The organism is Micromonospora sp. NBC_01796 (assembly GCF_035917455.1).
Classification (GTDB): domain Bacteria; phylum Actinomycetota; class Actinomycetes; order Mycobacteriales; family Micromonosporaceae; genus Micromonospora_G.
On record NZ_CP109078.1, the window covers coordinates 5,303,497 to 5,325,070 of the forward strand.

A 21,574-nucleotide genomic window follows, 5' to 3' on the forward strand; every position below is an offset into this window, starting at 1 on the left:
GAGTAACTCGAATGAGGAGCGGAAGAAAATCGTCCAGCGTCGATAAGGCATTCGAGCTGATCGGCGCGGTTTCCGAGGCTGGCGGGGCCGGACTGACCCTGGGCGAGCTTGCCGCGGAAGCCGGCATCGCGCTGAGCACCACCCACCGGTACACCACCTCACTGCTCGAACTCGGCGTGTTCGAACGGGACCCGGCCGGCGCCTTCCACCTCGGCGTCACCCTCATCGCGCTCGCCGGGCAGTACCTCGAAGAGGACGGTCTGCGCGCCGCGGCCCGCCCGTACCTGGTCGAACTGGTCGAGTTGAGCGGGGAGACGGTGCACCTGGGCATCCCGGTCGGCAACCACATCGTCTACGTGGACAAGGTGGAGAGCGCGAAGTCCGTACGGCTGGTCTCCCGGATCGGCAGCCGGGTGGCGATGCACAGCACCTCGATGGGCAAGGCCGTACTCGCCGCGCTGGACGAGCGGCGGCGCGCGGAGATCCTCACCGGTCCACTGCCGGTCCGTACCGCCAGGACGCTCACCGGAGCGGCGCTGAACACCGAACTCGACCTCGTCCGGGCCCGCGGGTTCGCGATCGACGACGAGGAGAACGAGGAGGGCGTCCGCTGTTTCGGCCTGCCGATCCTGAGTGCCTCCGGCCAGCCGGTCGGCGCGTTCAGCGTGTCGGCTCCGGCGCACCGGTTCAGCATCGACGACTGCCATCGCCTCGCGCCGACCGCACTGGCCATGGCCGTCAATATCGGTCGACGGATCGGTTATCCGGCCCATCGCCGCCGCCCGTCGCCGGAAAACCACACCCGACCGGAACACCCGAGCATCAGCGAACACGCCCGCTGACCCAGCCAAGGAGTGGAACGGATGTCCGCCGTCACATCGTCAACTGGTTCCGCCCCGTCCACCGACGCCGTCCCGGCGGCCGAGTCGGTCATCACCGTGCACAATCCGGGCACCGGCGCGCTGCTCGGCGAGGTCGAGGCAGCCGGTGAGGAACGCGTACTGGCGGTGGTCGACGCCGCCCAGGCCGGTCAGCGGGCGATGGCCGCACTGCCCGCACACGAGCGGGCGGGGCTGCTGCGCCGGATCGCCGACCTGGTCGAGGCCGAACAGGAGAGCCTGGCCCGGCTGCTCGCGGCCGAGAACGGCAAGCCGCTGCCGCAGACCAGGGGCGAGGTCGAGGCGGCGATCCGGATCTTCCGCGCCCACGCGGGCGAGGCGACCCGGCTCTTCGGTCGGCAGATCCCGCTGGACGCCGTACCCGGAATGGAGCGGCACCTGGCGGTGACCGTGCGCGAACCGATCGGCGTGGTGGCCGCGCTGGTCCCGTTCAACTACCCGGTCGAGCTGTACGCGCACAAGGCCGCCGCCGCCCTCGCCGCCGGCAACGCCGTGGTGGTGCAGCCACCCGCGCGCTGCCCGCTCAGCCTGGTCCGGATCGCCGAACTGGTCGAACTGGCCGGTGCCCCCCGGTACGCGCACCAGGTCGTCACCGGCGGGGTACGGGTCTCCCAACTCCTGGCCGAACTGCCCGGCATCGCGGCGGTGAGCCTCACCGGCAGCACCTCGGCCGGGCGGGAGATCGCCCGACGGGCCGCCGCCACCCTGAAGAAGGTCTTCCTCGAACTCGGCGGCAACGACGCGCTGATCGTCTGCGACGACGCGGACGTGGAGCAGGCCGCCCGGGCGGTGGTGCTCGGCCGGCTGGCCCGGGGCAACGGGCAGATCTGCTGCGCGGTCAAGCGGGTCTACGTGCAGGACGGCGCGTACGACGCGTTCGTGGCGTCGCTGCTCGCGCAGACCGCCGAGCTGACCGTCGGCGACCAGTTGGTCGAGACGACCGACGTCGGTCCGCTGATCGCCGAGTCGGCCGCGGCACAGGTCGAGGACGCGGTCGGCCGGCTCGTGCACGACGGTGCCCGGCTGGTCGCCGGTGGGGCCCGGCGGGGCGCCTTCGTCGACCCGACCGTCCTGGTCGACGTGCCGCCGGACAGTCCCGCCCTGGCCGCGGAGATCTTCGGCCCGGTGGCGCCGGTGGCCCGGTTCACCGACCCGTTCGACGCGGTCGCGATGGCGAACGAGTCGCCGTACGGGCTGCACGCGGCGGTGTTCACCCGGGACATCTCGCGCGCCTTCACCCTGGCCCGGCGGCTCGACGTCGGCGGGGTGCTGATCAACGGCTCGACCGCCGTACGCGCGGAGAACCTGCCGTTCGGCGGGACCAAGGACACCGGCGGCTACCGCGAGGGCGTACACGACACCGCCCTGGACTTCACCCGGCAGAAGACCATCGTGGTGATGGAGGCCTTCGAATGAGCCTCGAACTGCGGGGGGTGCACAAGGACTACGGCGGCGTCGAGGTGCTGCACGGGGTCGACCTGGTCGGACAGCCGGGCGAGGTGCTGGCCGTGGTCGGCGCGAACGGTGCCGGCAAGTCCACCCTGATCAAGATCCTGGCCGGGGCGCAGCCGATGAGCGCGGGCGAGATGCGCCTCGACGGCGAGCGGGTAGAGCTGCGTTCGCCGCACGACGCGCACGACCACGGCATCCGTACGGTCTACCAGGAACTCAGCCTCGTCCCCGAGCTGTCGGTCACGGAGAACCTGCTGATGGGGAACTTCCCCCGGCGGGCCGGCCTGATCGACTGGGCCGCCGCGCACCGCCGGGCGGGCGCCCTGCTCGACTCGATCGGGTTCGGCGCTATCAACCCCCGTACCGTCGCGGGCCGGCTCTCGGTGGCCCGGCAGCAGATGGTCGAGATCGCGAAGGCGCTGGTCGCCGAGCCACGGGTGCTGGTGCTCGACGAGCCCTCCGCGGTGCTGGCCGGCAGCGACCTCGACTCGCTCTTCGCGCTGGTACGGCGGCTGACCCAACGCGGCGTGCTGGTGGTGTACGTCTCGCACCGGCTGGCCGAGGTGCTCGAACTCGCCAGCACCATCGTGGTGATCAAGGACGGTCGGGTGGTCGCCACGACCACCCCGGCCGAGACCGACGAGGACGAGCTGATCCGGCTGATGGCCGGGCGCCGACTGGCCCAGATTTACCCGGACCGGCGGGAGGGCAGGGGCGCTCCCCGGCTGACCGTCACCGGGCTCGGCCGGCCGGGGGAGTTCACCGACGTCTCGTTCACCCTGCACGAGGGCGAGGTCGTCGGCTTGTTCGGGCTGGTCGGCTCGGGCCGCAGCGAACTGGCCCGGTGCGTCTTCGGCGCCGAGCGGGCCGCGACCGGCGAGGTCCGGGTCGCGGGCGGGGGAGGGGACTTCCGTACCCCGGCGGAGGCGATCGCGGCCGGGGTCGCACTGGTCACCGAGGACCGCAAACGCACCGGGCTGGTCCTCGACCTGACCGTATGGGACAACATCGCCCTCACCACCCTGCACCGGCACAGCCGGGTCGGCCTGGTCGACCGGGCCCGCCAACGGCGGGACGTGACCACGATGGTCGACCGGCTCGCCATCCAACCGGCGCACTGCGCCTCGATGGCGGTGGTCAACCTCAGCGGCGGCAACCAGCAGAAGGCGGTGCTGGCCAAGTGGCTGCTGGTCGGGCCGAGCGTGCTCATCCTCGACGAACCGACCCGGGGCGTGGACATGGCCACCCGGGTGGAGATCTACCGCATCATCGACGACCTGGCCCGGTCCGGGCTGAGCGTCCTGCTCATCTCCTCGGACCTGACCGAGGTGCTCGGGGCCAGCGACCGGGTCCTGGTGATGCGGCAGGGCCGGCTCACCGGTGAACTGGCCGCCGACCGGACCACCGAGGACGAGGTGCTCGGGTACGCGATCGGACCGGCCGCCGGCCGGATGGAGCGGACGCCCGTGACCGGGCACGAGGAGAGGGTATGACGGGGCAGCTCACCGACACCGCGCCGGACACCGCCACCAGCGGCGGACCACGACGGCCGTTGCGACTGGTGGTCAACGGCCGGGACCGTACGGTCGAGGCGGTGCTCGGCACGCTCGTCGTCGGACTGATCGTGGTGGCCGCCCTGACCTCCGACACGTTCTTCACCCAGACCAACCTGACCAACCTGCTCAAGCAGATGGTCACCACCGGGCTGCTCGCCTTCGGCATGCTGGTGGTCATCCTCACCGGCGGCATCGACCTCTCGGTCGGCTCGGTGGTCGCGTTCGCCGGGATCGTCACCGCCGGACTGGTCTCGGGGCTGCCGATCCCGCTGGCGATGCTGGTCGGCATCCTGGCCGGGATCGGGTTCGGGCTGGTCAACGGCACCCTGATCGCCCGGTTCGGGCTGGCACCGTTCGTGGTGACGCTGGCCGCGCTGACCACCGTCCGGGGGTTGGCGTTCGTCTACTCCGAGGTGCCGATCGCCCCGGACGACCCGGCGTTCTTCACCCTCGGCACGGCGATGGTCGGTCCGATCCCACTGACCACGGTGATCATGCTGGCGGTCTTCGGCCTGGGCGGGGTGTTCCTGTCCCGTACCCCGGCCGGACGGTCGATCATCGCGATCGGCGGCAACCCGGAGACCGTACGCCTCGCCGGCATCAACGTACGCCGGCACGTGATCCTCGCGTACACGATCAGCGGTGCCTGCGCCGGACTGGCCGGGGTGATCCTGGCCAGCCGGGTCGGGATCGCCCAGCCGAGCGTCGGTGTCGCCTTCGAACTGGACGCGATCGCCGCGTGCGTGATCGGCGGGGCGAGCCTGGCCGGCGGGCGCGGTACGGCGAAGGCGACCCTCGGCGGTGTCCTCGTCCTCGCCCTGATCAACAACCTGCTGAACCTGTACGGCGTGCAGAGCTTCTGGCAGCAGGTCCTCAAGGGACTGATCATCATCGCGGTGATCCTGGTCCAGCGGGTCAACCGGGTACGCCCCTGACGCGGGACGCGCCCACACCACCACCCCACCCACCACACCACGGGAGATGTTGGCATGAACCCGAAGAAGCTCAGCCGACTGCTGGTCACCGGCACCCTCGCCCTCGCCCTCGGCCTGACCGCCTGCTCCGAGTCCGACGGCTCGGGTGCCGGCGGGGACGGCTCGTACACGATCGGCGTGGCGAACTTCATGTTGAGCGGGCCCTACTTCAGCGGCATGGACAAGGCCATCGCGGCCCAGGCGAAGAAGAAGGGGAACGTCGAGATCATCAGCACCGACGCGAACGGTGACGCCGCCAAGCTCGCCGCGAACGTCGAGGACCTGCTCAGTAAGAACGTCGACGCGGTGATCATCTCCGGTGGACCGCTGGAGTCGGCCCCGGCGGCCCTCAACGCGATCAAGGCGGCGGGCAAGCCGGTGGTGCTGGTCGACCGGAAGTTCCAGACCGGCGAGTACACCAGTTGGATCGGCCCGGACAACAAGGCGATCGGCGTACAGAACGGGGAGTTCCTCGCCGAGAAGCTGCCCAGCGGCGGCAAGGTCGCCATCATCAAGGGGGGGCCGGCGGACAACAGCATCGGGCTGGCCCGTACCGACGGGGTGAAGTCGGTGCTCGGCGGCAAGCCGGGAATCACCCTGGTCGAGGCGCCGGACTTCGGCAACTGGGGCTCCGACGGCGGGCTGACCGTGATGGAGAGCCTGCTCGCCACCAACGCCGACCTGGCCGCGGTGTTCTGCGAGAACGACGCGATGTGCCTGGGCGCGCAGCGGGCGATCGCCGACGCGGGCAAGGACAAGCAGATCATCATCGCCGGTGTGGACGGTCAGGCCGAGGCGTTGAAGGCCATTCTCGACGGGACGAACTACCTGGTCACCGGCCTGAACGACGCGGACATCATCGGCAGCCTGGGCCTGGACCGGGCGGTCGAGATCCTGGGCGGCACCAAGACGGAGAAGGACACGGTGGTCCCCTCGCCGAGGGTGACCAAGGAGAACGCGGCCCAGTTCCTCGACCCCAAGGGCGGCTTCTGAGCCGGGACGATCTCGGGGCGATCGATGATCGCCGGCTTCGGTTGACCGGTCCACGCCTGGTGCGGGACCGGTCAACCGGTCGGGAGCGCTACAGCGAGAGGATGCGGGTGACCAGGGTCGCGATCGCGACGAGCAGGATCGTCGCCGGTGCGCCGGCGCCCTTGGTGTCGCCGTTGCGTACGTGTGCGATGACCGCGCCGACGAAGTAGAGGACCACCCCGATGGCCGCGGCGACGCCGAGCGGCGCGAAGAAGATCCCGACGATCAGCCCGGCCGCGCCGATGATCTCGATGATGGCCAGCGGCGGGTACCAGTTGAGCGGTACCCCGGCCGCGGTGAGCCCCTTGACCACCGCCTCGTCCTTGGTCAGCTTGCCTCGGGCGGACATCAGGAGCACGGCGGAGAGCAGGATCGCGAGGACAACGTAGGCGATGGACATGGTGCTCCCTGGGGGATGTGGGTGCCGTCGAGGCCGGGGGAGTTTCGGGTGGCGCGCCGGGGCGCGTCCGTCACCCTAGAGAGATCGTTGATCGATGTCAACGATCTGCTGTCCCTGACTATCTACTTCCCCGCAGATCATCCCGGCGTCGCCGCCACCGACCGCAGAGGTCGCCTACCGGGAGGGAACGCCCACCATCGCCCCGAGCAGGGCCGAGAGCGCGATGGTGGCGAACCCGACCCGTGCATCACCGGCGCCGTACGGCAACCACAGGGTCCCGTCGTGCAGCAGGCCGCCGCACGAGTAGACGACGTTCGGCACGTACCCGTCGCGTTCGGTGTCGTCGGGACGCAGCAGCGCGTCCGGCAACTCGGCGACGACCCGCTCGGGACGGGCCAGGTCGAGCAGCATCGCCCCGATGGCGTACTGCCGCATCGTGCCGACCCCGTGAGTGAGGACGAGCCAACCGGCCTCGGTCTCGATCGGCGAGCCGCAGTTCCCGACCTGGATCAGTTCCCAGCCCCGGCGGGGGCCGTGCAACGGCACCGGGGACTGCCACCGGTTCTCCGCGTCCAGGGTGGACAGGCCGATGGTCTCCCCGTCGGACCGGCACAGGGCGAGCCGGCGACCGCCGACCGGACGCGGGAACAGCGCGACGCCCTTGTTCCGGGCGGCGGGCCCGCGCATCGGGGTCACCTCGAAGTGCCGCAGGTCGTCGCTGTCGAGCATCCGCGCGGCGATGTTCCGGCCGTCGTACGCGGTGTAGGTGGCCCGGTACGCCGACTCGCCGTTGTCGTCGACCCACCGTACGAAACGGGCGTCCTCCATCCCGTTGCACTCGGCGGGAGTCGCCGGCCACAGGACCCGTCGGTGCAGCGGCACGTCGGCGGGAAACGTGATGGCGTAACCGGCGGAGATCGTACGGCGGAGCTGTTCGAGCGTACGGTGCGCGGTGGCTCGGGTGAGCAGGTCGATCGGGAGCTGCCCCAGCGCCCGTTCGAAGGCGTCGTCGTCGAACCGCTCGGTCAGACAACCCAGTACGGTGGCCGACACCTCGTTGTCCCAGCCCTCCTCGGCGAGCCCGGCGGCCAGCAGGTCCCGCCGATGCAGAGCGCCGGTACGCCCCCCGGTGACCAGGGGCCCGTCCCGGTCCGCGACATCGAGGCGGGAACCCGGCCCGAGTACGGCACCGGCGAACCCGATCGAGGACAGGTGGCCCTCGCCGATCTGCCGCAGACTGATCGCCGCGCGCAGCTCACCGGGGGCGAGGCCGGTCTGGTCGGGATGCACGACCATCGACGGGTTGCACAGGGCGGCGGCCTCCACCGCGTACTCGTGGGAGAAGTAGGCCCCGACCAGCAGGCGGGCCTCGGGCGACAGCTCGCTGGTCCGTGGCACCCGGTGGTGGACCAGGTCGTAGTGGTGCCGGAAGGTCGCCTCCAGATCGTGGTGCCGGCCGCCGAAACGCCGCAACGTCTGCCGGAGCAGAGTGCCGGTCTCCGCGTCCCCGAGGTCGGCGATCCGTTCGATCAGGGCGTGCGCCCGGGTCCGGGCGAGGACGGCGTCCTCGCCCGGCACGAAGAGCTTCACGATCACCCGGCGCGGGTCCGGTGCCAGCGTCGGGCCGACCCGGACGGCCAGGTCCTGCGGGTGCTGCGGGTCCTGCGGGGCGGAGGTTCCGTCGGTCATGGCCGTCCTCGGGCGTGTTGCAGGGTGGAGATGAGGGCGAGGGTCGACTCGGCGCCCTGGTTGAGGTTGGGCCCGTGCGGGGTCAGGCCGTCGTACCCGCCGCCGGTGGCCGGGTCCCACATCGCGGTGCCCACGTCGTTCTCACCGAGGAACCAGGCCACCGCCTGCCGTACGCCGATCTGCCAGCCGGGGTCACCGGTGGCCGTGGCGGCGGTGGCGCAGGCGTCGGCGAGCGCGGCCACCTCGATCGGCTGCTGGTCGTGGCGTAGTCGGGGGCCGTGGCGTAACCAACCGTCGACCGGGACGACCGACAGCCGGCCGTGGCGCAGTTGCACCTCGCGCAACCACGTCAGCATCGCCAGGCCGGTGGCGAGCAGGTCACCGTTGCCGCGAAGCTGGCCGGCGGCGACGACCACCTCGGCGAGGGCCGCGTTGGCGTAGGTCAACCGGGGGCGCGGCCACGGCCAGTCCGGGCTGTCGTCCGGCCTGCCGACGGCGGTGGCGGCGTCGTCGAGCAGTTCGGCCGCCGCCCGGTGGTCCGGATGTCCACGCAGCACCTCGGCGGCGCCGAGACCGGCGAAGGCCATGGCGTGCGGGGCGGGGGAGCGGCGGGCGGCCCCGAGGGTGAAGGCGACGAGGGCCTCCTCCCGGATCCACGGGGCCGGACTGCGGGTCGCGGCGGTGCCCAGACCCCACAGCGCCCGCCCCCACCAGTCGCCGACCCCGGGCTCGTCGGCCCACCGCCGGTCATAACCGAGCCGGTTGTGGAACGCGCCGTCGTCACCCTGTGCGTGGGTCAGGAAGGCCAGGTAACACTCGGCGAGCCCGAGCACGGTGGCGGGCGGATCGGGTTCGCGGCTGGCGACCACGAGCCCGCGTGCGACGTCGTCGGTGCAGTAACCGTGCTCGCGGCGGGCGATCGCGTGCCGGGCGTGTTCGAACAGGCCGGTGTCGTCGGTCAACCGGCTCAGGTGCGCGAAGCTGGGCGCCGGCACACCGCCGGTCCGGGCGAGCGCGGTGACGTTCCGGTCGGCCGCCCCACCGTCGCCGCCGGGCTCGCCGTTTTCGCTGGCAACGCCGTTTTCGCTGGCAACGCCGGGTCCGCCGGCGCCTTCGCCGGTGACGCGGGCGCCGCCGCCGATGACACGTACGCCGGTCACGCCGGCACCGGCGGCGTCGCCAGGACCGGCCGGTTGGCCGTACGCAGCCCGGCGGCGAGTGCGGCGTAGCGGGCCGCCACCGCCGGCCACAGCAGGGTCGGGGCGAGTGGACCGGTCCGGCCGGCGAGACTGCCGGACAGGCCGGGTTCGGTCAGGATCCGGCGGATGGCGGTGGCCATGGCGGCCGGGTCCTGGTGGGGTACGAGCAGTCCCGGCCCGTCGGTGAGCAGTTCGATCGCGTGCGGGAAGGGGGTGGCGACCACGGGAACCCCGGCGGCCACCGCCTCGATCAGGACCCCGGAGGTGACCTGTTCACGCGAGTCGTACGGCAGCACGACAACGTCGGCGGAACGGATCAGCCGGCTCAGTGCCGCCTCGTCCCGGTATACCGGCTCGTAGCGGACCGCGTCGGTGATGCCGAGCAGCGTGCCGAGGCCCTGCAGGCTCGTCCGGTATGTCTCCCCGTGCTGTTCGAGCACCTTGGGATGGGTCTTGCCGGCGACCGTGTAGGTGGGGGACGGGCTGAGGTCGCGCAACCGGGCCAGTGCCCGCAGCGCCCACTCGATGCCCTTGCCTGGGCCTATCAGCCCCCAGGTGAGCAGGTGCGGACGGGTGCGGGCGGTGGTGGTGGCACCGGTGTGGTCGCCGGCACCGTGCGGGATGACGGTGACCTTCGCCGGGTCGACCGCGTACCCGATCAGCAGCCGGTCCCGGGCGGTCTCGGTCATGGTGACCACCGCGCCGGCCGCCGTCACCACCTCCTCCAGCGTCGCCCGCTGTCCGGCGGTGGGCTGGGCCAGCACGGTGTGCAGGACCACGATGGCGGGCCGGTCGAGTGCGCGCAGCAGCGGCAGTACGGCCGATCCGTCGGTGCCGGGGTAGATCCCGTACTCGTGCTGGACGATGGCGACGTCGAACGCGTTGAGGGCCTCGGCGGCGTCCTGCCAACCGGTGCCGCTGCGCGGGGACCAGGTGTGTACGACGCCGGGGCCGGCGCGCTCGTCCTCGCCGGCGCTGATCACCCGTACGATCCCGCCCGGTCGCCCACCGGCGGTGAGCTGGGCGGACAGGGCCGAGTTGAAGGTGGCCAGTCCGCACTGGGTCGGCGGGTGGGTGCTGAGAAAACCGTAACTGGCGGCCATGTGGCGCCTTCCGGTCATCGGCTGCCGCCGCGTGGGCGGCGTCAGCCTCACGCGATAAGGGCGCTCACCCGACCAGCGTGTGTGGCGGGCGGAACGGGTGCACGACGACCGCCGCCTTCGCGGCTGCGGGTCTGCCGGGCACCTGGCCGGACTCTGGGCGAGTTCCCGGCTTTCCGACGCTATCAGCGCCGGCTGTCAGTCGATCAGGACTCGGTAGACATCAAGGTAGTCCCGGACCATCCGGTCCACCCCGAAACGCTGCCGGGCGCGGTCCCGGCAGCCGGCCCGGTCGATGGCACCGATCCGGTCGACGGCGGCGACGGCCTGGTCCACGGTCTGCACCAGGTATCCGGTCACCCCGTCGTCGACCACCTCGGGCATCGACCCGAGCCGGTACGCCACCACCGGTGTCCCGCACGCCATCGCCTCCACCACGGACAGCCCGAAGGGCTCGGCGAACGCGATCGGGTGCAGCAGGGCCGCGGCGGCGCCGAGGATCTCACCACGCCGGTCCGGGCCGACCGCGCCGAGGAAGGTGACCTTCTCGCCGTCGACGTGCGGGGCGACCTGTTCGGCGTAGTACCGCTCGTCCTGGACGATGCCGCAGATGGTCAGCGGCCGACCGGCCAGCCGGGCGATCTCGATCGCGGTGTGGATGCCCTTGTCCGGATGGATCCGGCCGAAGGCGACCAGTCCGGGGCCTCCGTCCGGGGCGAACGGGAAACCGTCGAGGTCGATCCCGTGCGGCACCGTGGCCACGTAGTCGAGACCGGGGAACCGGTCGGCGTCGGAGATCGAGACGTACGCCGACTTCGCCCGCTCGTACGCGGGCAGGATGCCGGGGCCGGAGAAGCCGTGGACCGTGGTCAGCATCGGGGCGCGACAGTGCCCGGCGAACGCCAGCGGCAGCCAGTCCAGGTGGTTGTGGACCAGGTCGAACTCACCCGACCGGGCCAGCGCGTGGGCGACGTGCATCGCCTCCCACACCCGCCCGTCCAGGTCCGGGTCGTCGGCGTACCCGCGCGGACAGACCCCGTCGAGCTTGGCGGACGTGACCGAGTCGAGCGTGGCGAAGAGCGTCACGTCCACGCCACGGGCCGCAAGCCCCTCGGCGAGCAGGCCGGTCACCCTCTCCCACGGCCCGTAGTGATGTGGTGGCGTACGCCATGCCACCGGCCCCAGCAGGGCCACCCTCACCTGGTCGGCTGGTCGGCGAACTCGGCCGGATCGAGGTTGAGCGTCGAGAGCAGACCGGAGTTGCGGACGGTGTCGATCCGGTCGGGCATCTCCTTGTCGAGCCACTCGGCCCGGTGGTGCTGGCCGCGGCGACGCAACGCCTCAAGGATCTTATCTTTGTCGATTTCCATGTCCTGCTCTCTTCACGCGCCTAGTCGGTCGAGAAAGTGCCGATCGTGCTCCGGCTGGCGGGCCGGATGGTCGCCGTCGCCACCCACCCGGGTACGTTTCCGGGCCCTCGGGCGCGACATCCCCGCCGCCCACCTCCGAGCCGCCGCGCGCGGCGACCGGGGTTGAATGAAAGAGAACTCGCCGCCCGGTAGCAGGACCTGTCTCCGGGCCGGCGATCACCACTCTACTCCGAGGGGGTCGGCCCGACGCCGTACGCGGGTGCCCCGGCCGTTCGGGGGCCGGCCCGCCGCCGGCATCTGCGGCGGGGAGGCAAGTCCGACATCCGGACGTACGGGATCGTCACCGGACGGGAGTAGGGTTCGGGTGTTGCCCTGGACTTCGGCGCCTCGGGTTTCGCGGACTCCGCACACCGCCGCCGAACGAAGGTCCCGCCATGACTCGCATTGTCAGTCCGGCGCGTTCGGCCGACGGCCGACCCACCAAACCCGCCAACGGCCGGCCCCGTCCGGTCTCCCGTACCGGCACGCTGGCGCCCTGGATCGCCTCCGCGATCGCCGCGTTCGTCCTGCTGATGCTGATCTTCGTGCTCCAGAACGGCCAGTCGTCGCAGGTGCACTTCCTGGGCCTGAACGGGCAGTTGCCGATGGGTGTGGCGATGCTCCTGGCGGCCGTGGCCGGCGTACTCCTGGTGTCGATCCCGGCCGTCGCCCGCCTCGTCCGGGCACGGATGGTGGCCGGTCGAGTGGCCCCGGAGACCACCATCCCCGCCGAGCCGACCGGCCCGGCCGCGTGACCACCGTCGCGGACCGCAAGATCTGGACCAGCGCGGAAGAACCACCGCCGGCCCGGATCCGGCTCACCACGTCCCGGTCCCGCCGGGAGATGCTCGACGGGAGCTGGTGGCCCGGCTCCCGCGACCCGGTACGGGAACTCACCAGCCTGGTCGTCGCCCTGACCGCCGAGGGGGTCGGCACGGTGGAACGGGTCATGTTGCAGCCGACCGCGTGGGACCGGCATCCCCGTCGGATCGGGATCGGTGACCGGGTCCTGCGGGTGGGTTGGTTCACCACCCTCGACGCCGGTCTGGTGATCCTCACCGGACAGGGCGACCTCCGGATCGACCTGGCGGTGGTGCCGCCACAGACCGCGTTCGCGGTCGCCACGGCGGCCATGCAGGCGGCCTCCCGGCCCGGCGCCGGGATTCGGCCACCGGAACAGCGGCATCCCGGTCCGCCGTTGTCGTCCCGAGCGGGCGAGGGCGGCAACGGCCATAATCAGTCCCGGCGGGACTCCGCGACGGCGACTCGGGCCTGAATCCGGCGAGGGACCACCGGTCCGGATGGGTACGGGTCCGCGCCCCAGGTGACGAGGACGGGACGTACCAACGGTGAACCTTGCACAGACCGGTCCGGAGACCGTGCAGGTCGGTTGCACCCTGACCCTCGACGTCACCGCACCGGCCGGTGTGGTGCTCCAGATCGCGCCCGCCCGACCGGCCGGCGGTGACCTCAGCGAACGCCTGGACATCGTGAACAACACCGTGCCGGTGACCGCCAGCGAGATCGCCGGACCGGTGGGCGGTCGCGCGCACCTGATCCGGGTGCAGCCGGGCAAGCTGACCGTCGACTACCGGGCGACGGTCACCACCGGAGGTGGGACCACCGACCGGGTCGGCGACGCGGCCCGGGTGGAGGCGTTGCGGCCGAGTCGCTACTGCCCCTCCGACCGGCTCGCCGGCTTCGCCCAGAGCCACTTCGGCGACCTGCCGACCGCCGGACAGCGGGTACGGGCGATCACCGACTACGTCTGGCGGCACATCGCGTACGTCTCCGGGTCCAGCGGTCCGACCACCGACGCACTGGACACGCTGTTGAGCGGGCAGGGAGTCTGCCGCGACTTCGCGCACCTGGTGGCCGCGCTGTGCCGGGCGGTCGACGTACCGGCGAGGATCGCCGCCGTCTACGCCCCCGGCCTGTCCCCGATGGACTTCCACGCGGTGGTGGAGACCGACATCGACGGCCGGTGGCAGGTCTGGGACGCGACCCGGCTGGCACCCCGGCAGAGCCTGGTACGCATCACCACCGGCCGGGATGCCGCCGACATCGCGTTCTGCACGGTGATCTCCGGCCGGCTCGACCTGGAGAGTCTGGAGATCAACGCGGTCTCCGGCGGTGACCTGCCGCTGGACGACCACGAGCGGTTGGTCACCCTGGCCTGACCGGACCACCGCCACCGAACGGGAACGCTGCGACGGCTCGGCCGCCCCGTAAACGACGACGGGTGTCGCTAGGGTGTGGGTCGCCGAGAAGTTTTCACGATCTGTGGGGGGTAGCGGTGTCTCAGCCGTCGGATGTCGGGAACCTGGACGTGGAGTGGGCGCCCCCCGGAATCGACACCAGCCTGCCGCACTCCGCCCGGATGTACGACTACTGGATCGGCGGCAAGGACAACTTCGCCGCCGACCGGGCCATGGGCGACGCGTTCGCCGCCGCCATCCCGAGCATCCGCACCATGGCCCAGGAGAACCGGGCCTTCATGCACCGGGTGGTCCGCTACCTGACCGACCAGGCGGGCATCCGCCAGTTCCTGGACATCGGCACCGGCATCCCCACCCGGCCGAACGTCCACGAGATCGCCCAGGCCATCGCACCGCAGACCCGGGTGGCGTACGTGGACCACGACCCGATCGTGCTGGTGCACGCCCGCGCGTTGATGGTCAGCGGGACCGAGGGCGAGACCGTCTACCTCGACGCCGACCTGCGCGAGCCGGGGAAGATCCTCGCCGACCCGGACCTCACCGCCACGCTGGACCTGGAGCGGCCGGTGGGGCTGCTGCTGATCGCGATCCTGATGCTGATGGCCGACGAGGACGACCCGTGGGAGAAGGTCGCCGCCCTGCTGGACGCGCTGCCCTCCGGCAGCTACGTCGCGATCACGCACCCCGGACTGGACTTCGACCCCGAGGCGATGGGTGGCATCGCGGCGGCGGCGACCCAGGGCGGCATGACCCTGGTGCCACGGGTACGCGACGAGGTGGCTCGCTTCTTCGGCGACTGGGAACTGGTCGAGCCGGGTGTCGTACCGGTGATGGCCTGGCATCCCGAGGGTGCGCCGCCGGCCGACCCGAACGGTGCGTACTACTGGTCCGGCGTGGCCCGCAAGCGGTAGCCGGTCAACGCACCCGGCCGACGCCCGCGGCGACCTTGAGTTTGGTCGGCGGCACGTCCTCGTCGGGTGACCACTGTCGCAGGTCGACCACGCCGGGCGGCAGCAGGTCGAAGCCGTCGAAGAAGCTCTCGATCTCGTCCCGGCCCCGGAACGTCATCGGCGCCGGGGAGTTCGCCGAGATCTCCTCGAGCTTCGCCCTGGCCGCGGGATCACTGCCGTCGACGCAGAACTGGGAGATGCAGACGTAACTGCCCGGTGCCATCCGTTCCCGGAACCGGGCGATCAGGGCGGCCGGGTTCTCCGCGTCGGTGACCAGATGGAACAGCCCGATGAAGAGAACCAGGACCGGCTGTTCGAAGTCGATCAGATGCTCGGATCGCAACCGGTCGAGGAGCTGGTCCGGTTCGCGTACGTCCGCCTTGATCGAGACCACGCCGTCGTCGGTGGCCAACAGGGCGTTGTTGTGGACGAACACGATCGGGTCGTTGTCGACATAGACCACCCGCGCGTCGGGGGCGAGGCCGCGGGCCGTCTCGTGCACGTTGGGCGGGGTGGGGATGCCCGCCCCCACGTCCAGGAACTGCCGGATCCCGGCCTCGGCGCACATCCGGGTCACCCGGAGCAGGAACCGGCGCTGGGCCCGGCCGAGCGCGGGCAGGTCCGGGGCGAGCGCGATCACCTGCCCGGCCGCCTCCCGGTCGACCGCGAAGTTGTCCTTGCCGCCGAGCACGTAGTCGTACGCCCGCGCATGGCTCATCTGGGTGGTGTCGATACCGGCCGGTGCGTCGTCCTGCTGGGTCATGCCCGCTCCCCGTGACGATGGATGCCCCTCGATCGCGCGGCCCCGATCCTAGTCGCGGACGTCGATGCCCGACGTCCCCCGCGACTCCACCATGGACAGCTCCGCGACGGGCTCGCGAACATGCCGATCCCGGCGCAGGTACCGGACCACCTCGACGGTGACCGTGATGGTCAGGGCGATACCGAGCCCGAGCAGCAGGCCCTTCACCGGATCGTGCTCGAACGCCATCCCCCCGAGGTAGCCCACCAGGGCGGAGTAGACCGCCCAGGACCCCGCGGCCAGGGCGTCGAACAGGAGGAAGGCGCGTCGCGGGTAGCCGACCGCGCCCATGGTCAGGGTGATCGCGGTCCGCCCGCCGGGGACGTACCGGGCGACCACCAGGGCCAGGCCGCCCCGGCTCAGCAGGGCGCCGCGCGCCCAGGCGAACGCGGCGTGCCGGCGGGTCCCGGCCGGCAGGCGGCTGTCCAGCCGGGCACCGGAGGCCCGCCCGATGAGGTACGAGACATGGTCGCCGACAAACGCACCGGCGGCGGCGACCGCGATCACCGGCAGCAGGTCCGGTTGACCGGTCGCGGCGAACACCCCGGCGGTGATCACCGCGGTCTCGCTCGGTACGACCGGGAAGAACCCGTCGACCACCGCCACGGCGAAGATCGCCAGGTACACCCACGGTGAGGTCATGGTCTGCTGGAGCAGGTCGAGAACGGCATCCATCATCGGTGCCCCGACGGCCGGGTGTTGGCGCAGTTGTTGGTCATGTGACGACCCTCGCCGTACCGCGGGGTCCACCGCATCCGACGGCGGTCAGCCGACGCCCCCCACGAAAGTAGGGGGTCACCGGCGACGATCGCAGCGGGAACGGGCGGTCGGTTGCCGCCTACGCTGGGCCGGTGACGTACCACCGTCGGGCGCTCGCCCTGCTGCGCCACCGGTACGCGTCGATCCGGGCACCCGGCGGCTACCACCGGCTGGTCCCGTACGCGTTGGCGGTGACGGTCTTCGTCTGTTCGAGGATGTCCGCCAGCGGCGACATCGGCGTCCGCTCGTCCTGGCCCGGCCTCGCCCTCGTCGGTCTGGCGGGCGCCTCGGCCCTGGCCGCCGGGGTCGCCCGGGTACGACGTGGGCCGATCTTCGTCGTGGCCGCGGTGGCCTGGATCGCGCTCGCCATGTGGCCGGCGCTCGTGGTCGCGTCCTACTACGCCGGGACGAGCCTGCCCCGCGACCGGATCAAGGTCTACCTGTCCGGGGCGGCGGTGGTCATGGGCCTGTCGATTCCGGTCGGCATCGCGGCCGGCGGTCAGCGGTACATCACCACCGTGGCGACCGGGAACTTCCTGATCATGTGTGCGCTGCTGGTCGCGCTGCCGCTGCTCGGCGGACTCTGGGTCAACGCACGCCGCGAGGTGTTCACCGCTCTGCGCGACCGCGCCGACCAGCTCGAACGCGAGCAGCACGCCCGGATCGACCGGGTCCGGGCGGAGGAACGCAACCGGATCGCGCGGGAGATGCACGACGTGGTCGCCCACCGGGTCTCGCTGATGGTGCTGCACGCCGGAGCCATGGAGGTGAACGCCCCGGATCCGCGTACCGCCGAGTCGGCAGCGCTGATCCGTACCATCGGTCGGGAGGCGTTGACCAACCTGCGGGACGTGCTCGGCGTACTGCGGTCGGCGCGGGTGGCCGAGGCGGTGCTCGCGCCACAGCCGGGGTTCGGCGACCTCGACCGCCTGCTCGACGCGTCCCGCGACGTGGGGGTCACGGTCACCCGGCATGACGAGGGTCTTCCCCGGCCGCTGCCGGTCACGGTGCAACGCGCGGTCTACCGCGTGACCCAGGAGGCGCTGACCAACGTGCACAAGTACGCCCCGGACGGCGCGACCGACGTGCACCTGCGGTACCTGGCGGACGGGTTCGAGGTCGCCGTACGCAACAGACCCTCGGCCACGGCGGGCGTACCGCTGCCCGGTGCCGGGCTCGGCCTGGTCGGGCTGCGGGAACGGGTGGAACTGCTCGACGGGCGGCTGGAGGCCGGTGCCGAGCCGGACGGCGGGTTCACCGTCCGGGCCCGGATCCCGTACCCGGACCGGGAGGAGGCGGCGTGATCCGGGTACTGGTGGTCGACGACGAACACCTGGTCCGGTCGGGACTGCGGATGATCCTGGAGGCGGCCGGTGACATCGCCGTGGTGGGCGAGGCACGCGACGGCGCGGAGGCGGTCGAGGCCGTCGTCCGGCTCGGGCCGGAGGTGGTCCTGATGGACGTACGGATGCCCGGCGTGGACGGGCTCACCGCCGCGGCCCGGATCCGCGCCGTCCCGGGTCCACCAAAGGTGATCATGCTGACCACCTTCGACCTCGACGAGTACGTCCACCGGGCGCTCCGTGCCGGCGCGGTGGGATTCCTGCTCAAGGACACCCCGCCGACGGAACTCGCCGCCGCCGTCCGTACGGTCCACGCCGGCAACGCGATGCTCGCCCCGACGGTCACGATGCGCCTGCTCAGCTCCTTCGTGGAGCGGGCGCCGGCCCGCGCCCGGCAGGCCCGTGACCGGCTCGCCGCGCTCACCGGCCGGGAACGCGACGTGATTCTCGCGCTCGCCCGTGGCCTGTCCAACGCCGGGATCGGCGGTGAACTGGGGCTGAGCGAGGCCACGGTCAAGGCGCACGTCAGTCGTGCGCTGGCGAAGCTCGGGCTCGGCAACCGGGTCCAGGCGGCGATCCTGGTCCGGGACGCCGAGGGGTGACCGGACCCCTCGGCGTCGGCCGGTGTCCGCCGGTCCCGTCGCCGGGGCCGTTGTGGGCGTGCCGTCGCCCCGGCGGGTGCGTAGCGGACGCGACGGAACCGGTTCCCTCCGCGCGCCCCACGCGGAGGGAACCGTCGGGGCGGGCGCCGTCGTGCCCACCCCTGTCCGGCACCGGAAACGGCCACCCGGTCGTCCCGGTCGTCGGAGGTCGACCGGCAGCGCCGACCGTGGCCGGTCACGGAGATGCGGCGGGAGGGGTTCGTCTCGTTGTCCTCGCCAGCCCCAGCAGGTCCTTCGTGATCTGTCCGGAGCGCCACCAGGCGGCGACCGGAATCGCGGCGACGAACGCCGCCGCCGGCATCGTGGTGAACCCGGAGACGGCGAACAGGGCGACGGCCCACATGCCGGTGGTCGTGCCGAGCAGGATCAGCGCGCCGAGTCGTATCGCCAGGCCGGTGGAGTGCTGACCCCGCCAGGTGATGCCGACCAGGCCGAGGACGCCCACCGGCACGAAACTCGCCTTCCAGATCGTGTGGGTCAGGATGGGCATCGTCCCGGCGAATGGCGACATCCGGGCGTCGGACACGAGCATGGCGATTCCGCACGCCACGGCGGCGACCATGAAAGTCACCTCGAACGGGCGCCAACTCGTCGCGACCATCGAGACGGTCCGGCAGTCCCAGTCATAATCCGATCGGGGATCGGCCCCATTGACCCGGGAATCGGCCGTGTTGGCCGCACCCGACGGTTCGGTACGCGTGTTGTACCGCGCTTTCGACAGTTGCGCGGGGAGTATTATCCGGTCGAAGGTGTTCCTGAAGACTGGCTCATTGTTCATGGTGTCATTTCCTCCGCCTGGCACAGCCCGGTGCCGGGTGAATGCGCTCGATGGATTCGGAGCAGGGGTGATCGCGGCCCGACGGCGCCGTACCGGTACGGCCGGGGAGTCCGGTGACGTGCTGCTCCCCGCACACGGGCCAGCGGCTGCCGTACGCATCGTGTGCACTGTGCTGGCGGCGCGACCGTAACCAAATGGGTGGTGATCGCGGTCGCGACCTGTTTATCCGGGTGACAGAACGCTCAGACCGGTTCGCGCGCGGACCGTGACCGACGCGGACGCGGCATCGTTGTGGACGCTAACGCGCCTGGGAAAAGGTCATGGGGCCCCACCTTCGGACGTGAAAATCCATTGCCGAGGTCTGGGGCAATGTCCACTAAATGGACCCGGCCACGTTATCCCGGTGCAGAATTTGATGTCAAGAGTGGGTCCGGAGGCCGGCGACCGGTCGGGTGGGCCGTGGCCACGGCGGGTATCGTTCTTCTGGTCGATCCGCCGATGTCGCTCCCACCCCGGCGGCACCTCTGAATGATCCCGGAAGGTGCGCAATGCCGGTGTCTTCCCGGGCATGCTCTCGTTCGTCGCGCCGACCCGGGTGTAGTGCTCCGGACAACCGATGGTGACCGAATCCGCGGACCGCTGGGTCCGGGCGTTGGGTCTGATCGCCGAACAGTCCTGGCCGGATGACGGATCTCCCGGGGTCAGGCAGTCACTGTCGCGGATCTGCCGTGCGGCCGTGCACGCACTCTCCGCGTCCGGGGTCGGGATCAGCGTGCTGACCCGGGACGGGTCGCAGGGCTACGTCGTCGCGTCCGACGAAGCAACGTACCTGCTCGCGGAGTTGCAGTTCACGCTCGGGGAAGGGCCCGGGGTCGATGCCTTCGACACCCGTCGCCCGGTGCTGGTGACGGATCTGGCCGACGACGGCGCGGTGGGCCGCTGGCCGATCTGGGCCGCCGCGATGACCGAGCGTCGCATCCGTGCCGCGTACGCGTTTCCGCTCCAGGTCGGGGCGGCCCGGCTCGGCGTGATGGTCCTCTTCTGCGAGCGGGCCGGTTCGATGTCCGGCGACACACTGGACCAGGCGCTCACCTTCGCCGAGATCGTCATGATGACGGTGCTCGACGGTGAGGGAGACTCCGCCAAGGGGGCGCAGGCCCTCGGGTTCGACGATGGGTCGGGCTACCGGGCGGAGGTGGCGCAGGCACAGGGCATGATCATGGTGCAGCTCGGAGTGAGCATCGGCGACGCGCTGATCCGGCTGCGTGCCCATGCCTATGCGCAGGCGCGCCCGCTGCACCAGGTCGCGCGCGACGTCGTCGACCGCAAGCTGCGATTCGACGGGTCCTGATCATGAATCTCGGCACTCACTATGGACAGGCATGGAGTTGTCATGACCACAGTCTCACCACTTCGGCTCGCCAAGGTTTTCGTCGAGGTCTCCGACACCCTGGTGGACAGGTTCGACCTGATCGAATTCCTGCACATGCTGACCATGCGGGCCGCCGAACTCGCCGCCGCCGACGTCGTGGGTCTCGTCCTCGCCAACCAGCAGGGGCAGCTCCAGTTCATGGCCGGTTCCCGCGAGGAGGCCCGACTGCTGGAGTTGTTCCAGCTGCAGAATGACGAGGGACCGTGTCTCGACGCGATCCGTACCGGCGTGACGGTCGTCGAAACGGACCTGCGGTCGGCGGGGACGCGTTGGCCACAGTTCGCGCCGCACGCCACCGCCGCGGGATTCCGTTACGCGTACGCGTTCCCGCTCCGCCTGCGCGCCCAGGTCATCGGGGCGCTGAACGTGTTCGGCGTGGACGACGGCAGGCTGCTCACGGACGACGACATCCCGGTCGTCCAGGCGTTGGCCGACCTGGCATCGATCGCCATCCTGCAGGAGCGTTTCATGAGCCGCGGTGAGGAACTCACCGTTCAGCTCCAGAGCGCGCTCAACAGCCGGGTCGTCATCGAACAGGCGAAGGGTGCGATCGCACAGCACAGCGGTGTCAGCGTGGACGAGGCGTTCATTCTCATCCGGGGATATGCCCGGTCCAAGAACCTGCGGCTCGTCGACGTGGCCCGCACCATCGTCACGGACCTCGCAGCCATCCCCGAATTCGCCCGGGCCGGCGGTTAGGGTCGGTGCCGGGGCCGTGTTGCGGGCGGGGTGCCACCCCGGTAACTCCATCCGTGCGGCGATCGGTGTCGGTGATCGGACACCCGTACGCCGTCGATTCGGGAAAGGCGCGACCCGGTGCTCGGGTCGCGCCTTGTTGAAGATCACACCTCGGTGCCGGTGCGACGACGATGCGCACTAAGAGTCAGTAGGCAACCACGCTGCGCGTTTGTGTTGCCCG

22 protein-coding genes are annotated in these 21,574 nt (G+C 71.3%); 13 read left to right on the forward strand and 9 right to left on the reverse strand.

Annotation, left to right across the window (positions count from 1 at the left end; genetic code table 11):
• Positions 1-11 precede the first annotated feature (11 nt).
• From OIE47_RS24475 to OIE47_RS24495, 5 genes are read left to right on the forward strand one after another with little or no spacing between them, the layout of a single operon-like run.
• Positions 12-842: an IclR family transcriptional regulator gene (locus OIE47_RS24475; RefSeq protein WP_326556861.1), complete on the forward strand. Its 831-nt coding sequence runs from the start codon at positions 12-14 to the stop codon at positions 840-842.
• Between the two features lie 21 nt (positions 843-863).
• The gene (locus OIE47_RS24480; protein WP_326556862.1) at positions 864-2,315 is read left to right on the forward strand and encodes an aldehyde dehydrogenase family protein; all 1,452 of its coding nucleotides are present in this window, start codon (positions 864-866) and stop codon (positions 2,313-2,315) included.
• Entirely contained in the window at positions 2,312-3,844 is a 1,533-nt protein-coding gene (locus tag OIE47_RS24485; RefSeq protein WP_326556863.1) for a sugar ABC transporter ATP-binding protein, read from the forward strand. The genes OIE47_RS24480 and OIE47_RS24485 overlap by 4 nt, the downstream gene beginning before the upstream one ends.
• Positions 3,841-4,842 carry an ABC transporter permease gene (locus OIE47_RS24490; protein WP_326556864.1) on the forward strand — a complete coding sequence of 334 codons (1,002 nt, stop codon included), beginning with the start codon at positions 3,841-3,843 and terminating at the stop codon, positions 4,840-4,842. The genes OIE47_RS24485 and OIE47_RS24490 overlap by 4 nt, the downstream gene beginning before the upstream one ends.
• A gap of 54 nt (positions 4,843-4,896) precedes the next feature.
• Positions 4,897-5,874: a substrate-binding domain-containing protein gene (locus tag OIE47_RS24495; RefSeq protein WP_326556865.1), complete on the forward strand. Its 978-nt coding sequence runs from the start codon at positions 4,897-4,899 to the stop codon at positions 5,872-5,874.
• A gap of 88 nt (positions 5,875-5,962) precedes the next feature.
• Here OIE47_RS24495 and OIE47_RS24500 read toward each other — a convergent pair whose 3' ends face one another.
• The 6 genes from OIE47_RS24500 to OIE47_RS24525 form a co-directional block, all read right to left on the reverse strand.
• Positions 5,963-6,313, reverse strand: a complete 351-nt coding sequence (locus OIE47_RS24500; protein ID WP_326556866.1) for a DoxX family protein — start codon at positions 6,311-6,313, stop codon at positions 5,963-5,965.
• A gap of 174 nt (positions 6,314-6,487) precedes the next feature.
• Positions 6,488-8,002, reverse strand: coding sequence for a glycoside hydrolase family 130 protein (locus OIE47_RS24505; protein WP_326556867.1), 1,515 nt, complete (start codon positions 8,000-8,002; stop codon positions 6,488-6,490).
• Positions 7,999-8,997 carry a glycosyltransferase gene (locus OIE47_RS24510; protein ID WP_326563229.1) on the reverse strand — a complete coding sequence of 333 codons (999 nt, stop codon included), beginning with the start codon at positions 8,995-8,997 and terminating at the stop codon, positions 7,999-8,001. Before OIE47_RS24510 ends, OIE47_RS24505 begins: the two co-directional genes overlap by 4 nt.
• A gap of 161 nt (positions 8,998-9,158) precedes the next feature.
• Complete coding sequence (locus OIE47_RS24515) at positions 9,159-10,304, reverse strand: glycosyltransferase (protein WP_326556868.1); 1,146 nt, start codon at positions 10,302-10,304, stop codon at positions 9,159-9,161.
• A 195-nt stretch (positions 10,305-10,499) separates the two neighbouring features.
• The gene (locus OIE47_RS24520; protein WP_326556869.1) at positions 10,500-11,501 is read right to left on the reverse strand and encodes a glycosyltransferase family 4 protein; all 1,002 of its coding nucleotides are present in this window, start codon (positions 11,499-11,501) and stop codon (positions 10,500-10,502) included.
• Positions 11,498-11,671 (reverse strand): hypothetical protein, encoded by a 174-nt coding sequence (locus tag OIE47_RS24525; protein WP_326556870.1) that lies wholly within the window; start codon positions 11,669-11,671, stop codon positions 11,498-11,500. Before OIE47_RS24525 ends, OIE47_RS24520 begins: the two co-directional genes overlap by 4 nt.
• Positions 11,672-12,105: 434 nt before the next feature.
• On the opposite strand from OIE47_RS24525, the gene OIE47_RS24530 reads away from it, so the two are divergent.
• The 4 genes from OIE47_RS24530 (at position 12,106) to OIE47_RS24545 (ending at position 14,840) form a co-directional block, all read left to right on the forward strand.
• Positions 12,106-12,465, forward strand: a complete 360-nt coding sequence (locus OIE47_RS24530; protein ID WP_326556871.1) for a LapA family protein — start codon at positions 12,106-12,108, stop codon at positions 12,463-12,465.
• On the forward strand, positions 12,462-12,986 hold the full coding sequence (locus tag OIE47_RS24535) for a DUF5994 family protein (protein ID WP_326556872.1): 525 nt from the start codon (positions 12,462-12,464) through the stop codon (positions 12,984-12,986). Before OIE47_RS24530 ends, OIE47_RS24535 begins: the two co-directional genes overlap by 4 nt.
• Before the next feature lie 73 nt (positions 12,987-13,059).
• The gene (locus tag OIE47_RS24540; RefSeq protein ID WP_326556873.1) at positions 13,060-13,890 is read left to right on the forward strand and encodes a transglutaminase-like domain-containing protein; all 831 of its coding nucleotides are present in this window, start codon (positions 13,060-13,062) and stop codon (positions 13,888-13,890) included.
• A gap of 143 nt (positions 13,891-14,033) precedes the next feature.
• A complete protein-coding gene (locus tag OIE47_RS24545; protein WP_326563230.1) occupies positions 14,034-14,840 on the forward strand; it encodes an SAM-dependent methyltransferase in 807 nt (268 codons plus the stop codon).
• 4 nt (positions 14,841-14,844) lie between these two features.
• Here the strand turns inward: OIE47_RS24545 and OIE47_RS24550 are convergent, their stop codons facing one another.
• Together OIE47_RS24550 and OIE47_RS24555 are read right to left on the reverse strand one after the other, a co-directional pair.
• Positions 14,845-15,642 (reverse strand): SAM-dependent methyltransferase, encoded by a 798-nt coding sequence (locus tag OIE47_RS24550; RefSeq protein WP_326556874.1) that lies wholly within the window; start codon positions 15,640-15,642, stop codon positions 14,845-14,847.
• Between the two features lie 48 nt (positions 15,643-15,690).
• Complete coding sequence (locus tag OIE47_RS24555) at positions 15,691-16,356, reverse strand: DedA family protein (protein ID WP_326563231.1); 666 nt, start codon at positions 16,354-16,356, stop codon at positions 15,691-15,693.
• Between the two features lie 176 nt (positions 16,357-16,532).
• On the opposite strand from OIE47_RS24555, the gene OIE47_RS24560 reads away from it, so the two are divergent.
• A complete protein-coding gene (locus OIE47_RS24560; protein ID WP_326556875.1) occupies positions 16,533-17,744 on the forward strand; it encodes a sensor histidine kinase in 1,212 nt (403 codons plus the stop codon).
• Entirely contained in the window at positions 17,741-18,385 is a 645-nt protein-coding gene (locus tag OIE47_RS24565; protein ID WP_326556876.1) for a response regulator transcription factor, read from the forward strand. The genes OIE47_RS24560 and OIE47_RS24565 overlap by 4 nt, the downstream gene beginning before the upstream one ends.
• Positions 18,386-18,620: 235 nt before the next feature.
• On the opposite strand, the gene OIE47_RS24570 is transcribed toward OIE47_RS24565, so the two are convergent.
• On the reverse strand, positions 18,621-19,223 hold the full coding sequence (locus OIE47_RS24570; RefSeq protein WP_326556877.1) for a hypothetical protein: 603 nt from the start codon (positions 19,221-19,223) through the stop codon (positions 18,621-18,623).
• Between the two features lie 616 nt (positions 19,224-19,839).
• Between OIE47_RS24570 and OIE47_RS24575 the strand changes: the two genes are divergently transcribed.
• Positions 19,840-20,574, forward strand: coding sequence for a GAF and ANTAR domain-containing protein (locus OIE47_RS24575; RefSeq protein WP_326556878.1), 735 nt, complete (start codon positions 19,840-19,842; stop codon positions 20,572-20,574).
• A 42-nt stretch (positions 20,575-20,616) separates the two neighbouring features.
• On the forward strand, positions 20,617-21,354 hold the full coding sequence (locus OIE47_RS24580) for a GAF and ANTAR domain-containing protein (RefSeq protein ID WP_326556879.1): 738 nt from the start codon (positions 20,617-20,619) through the stop codon (positions 21,352-21,354).
• The last annotated feature ends 220 nt before the right edge of the window (positions 21,355-21,574 follow it).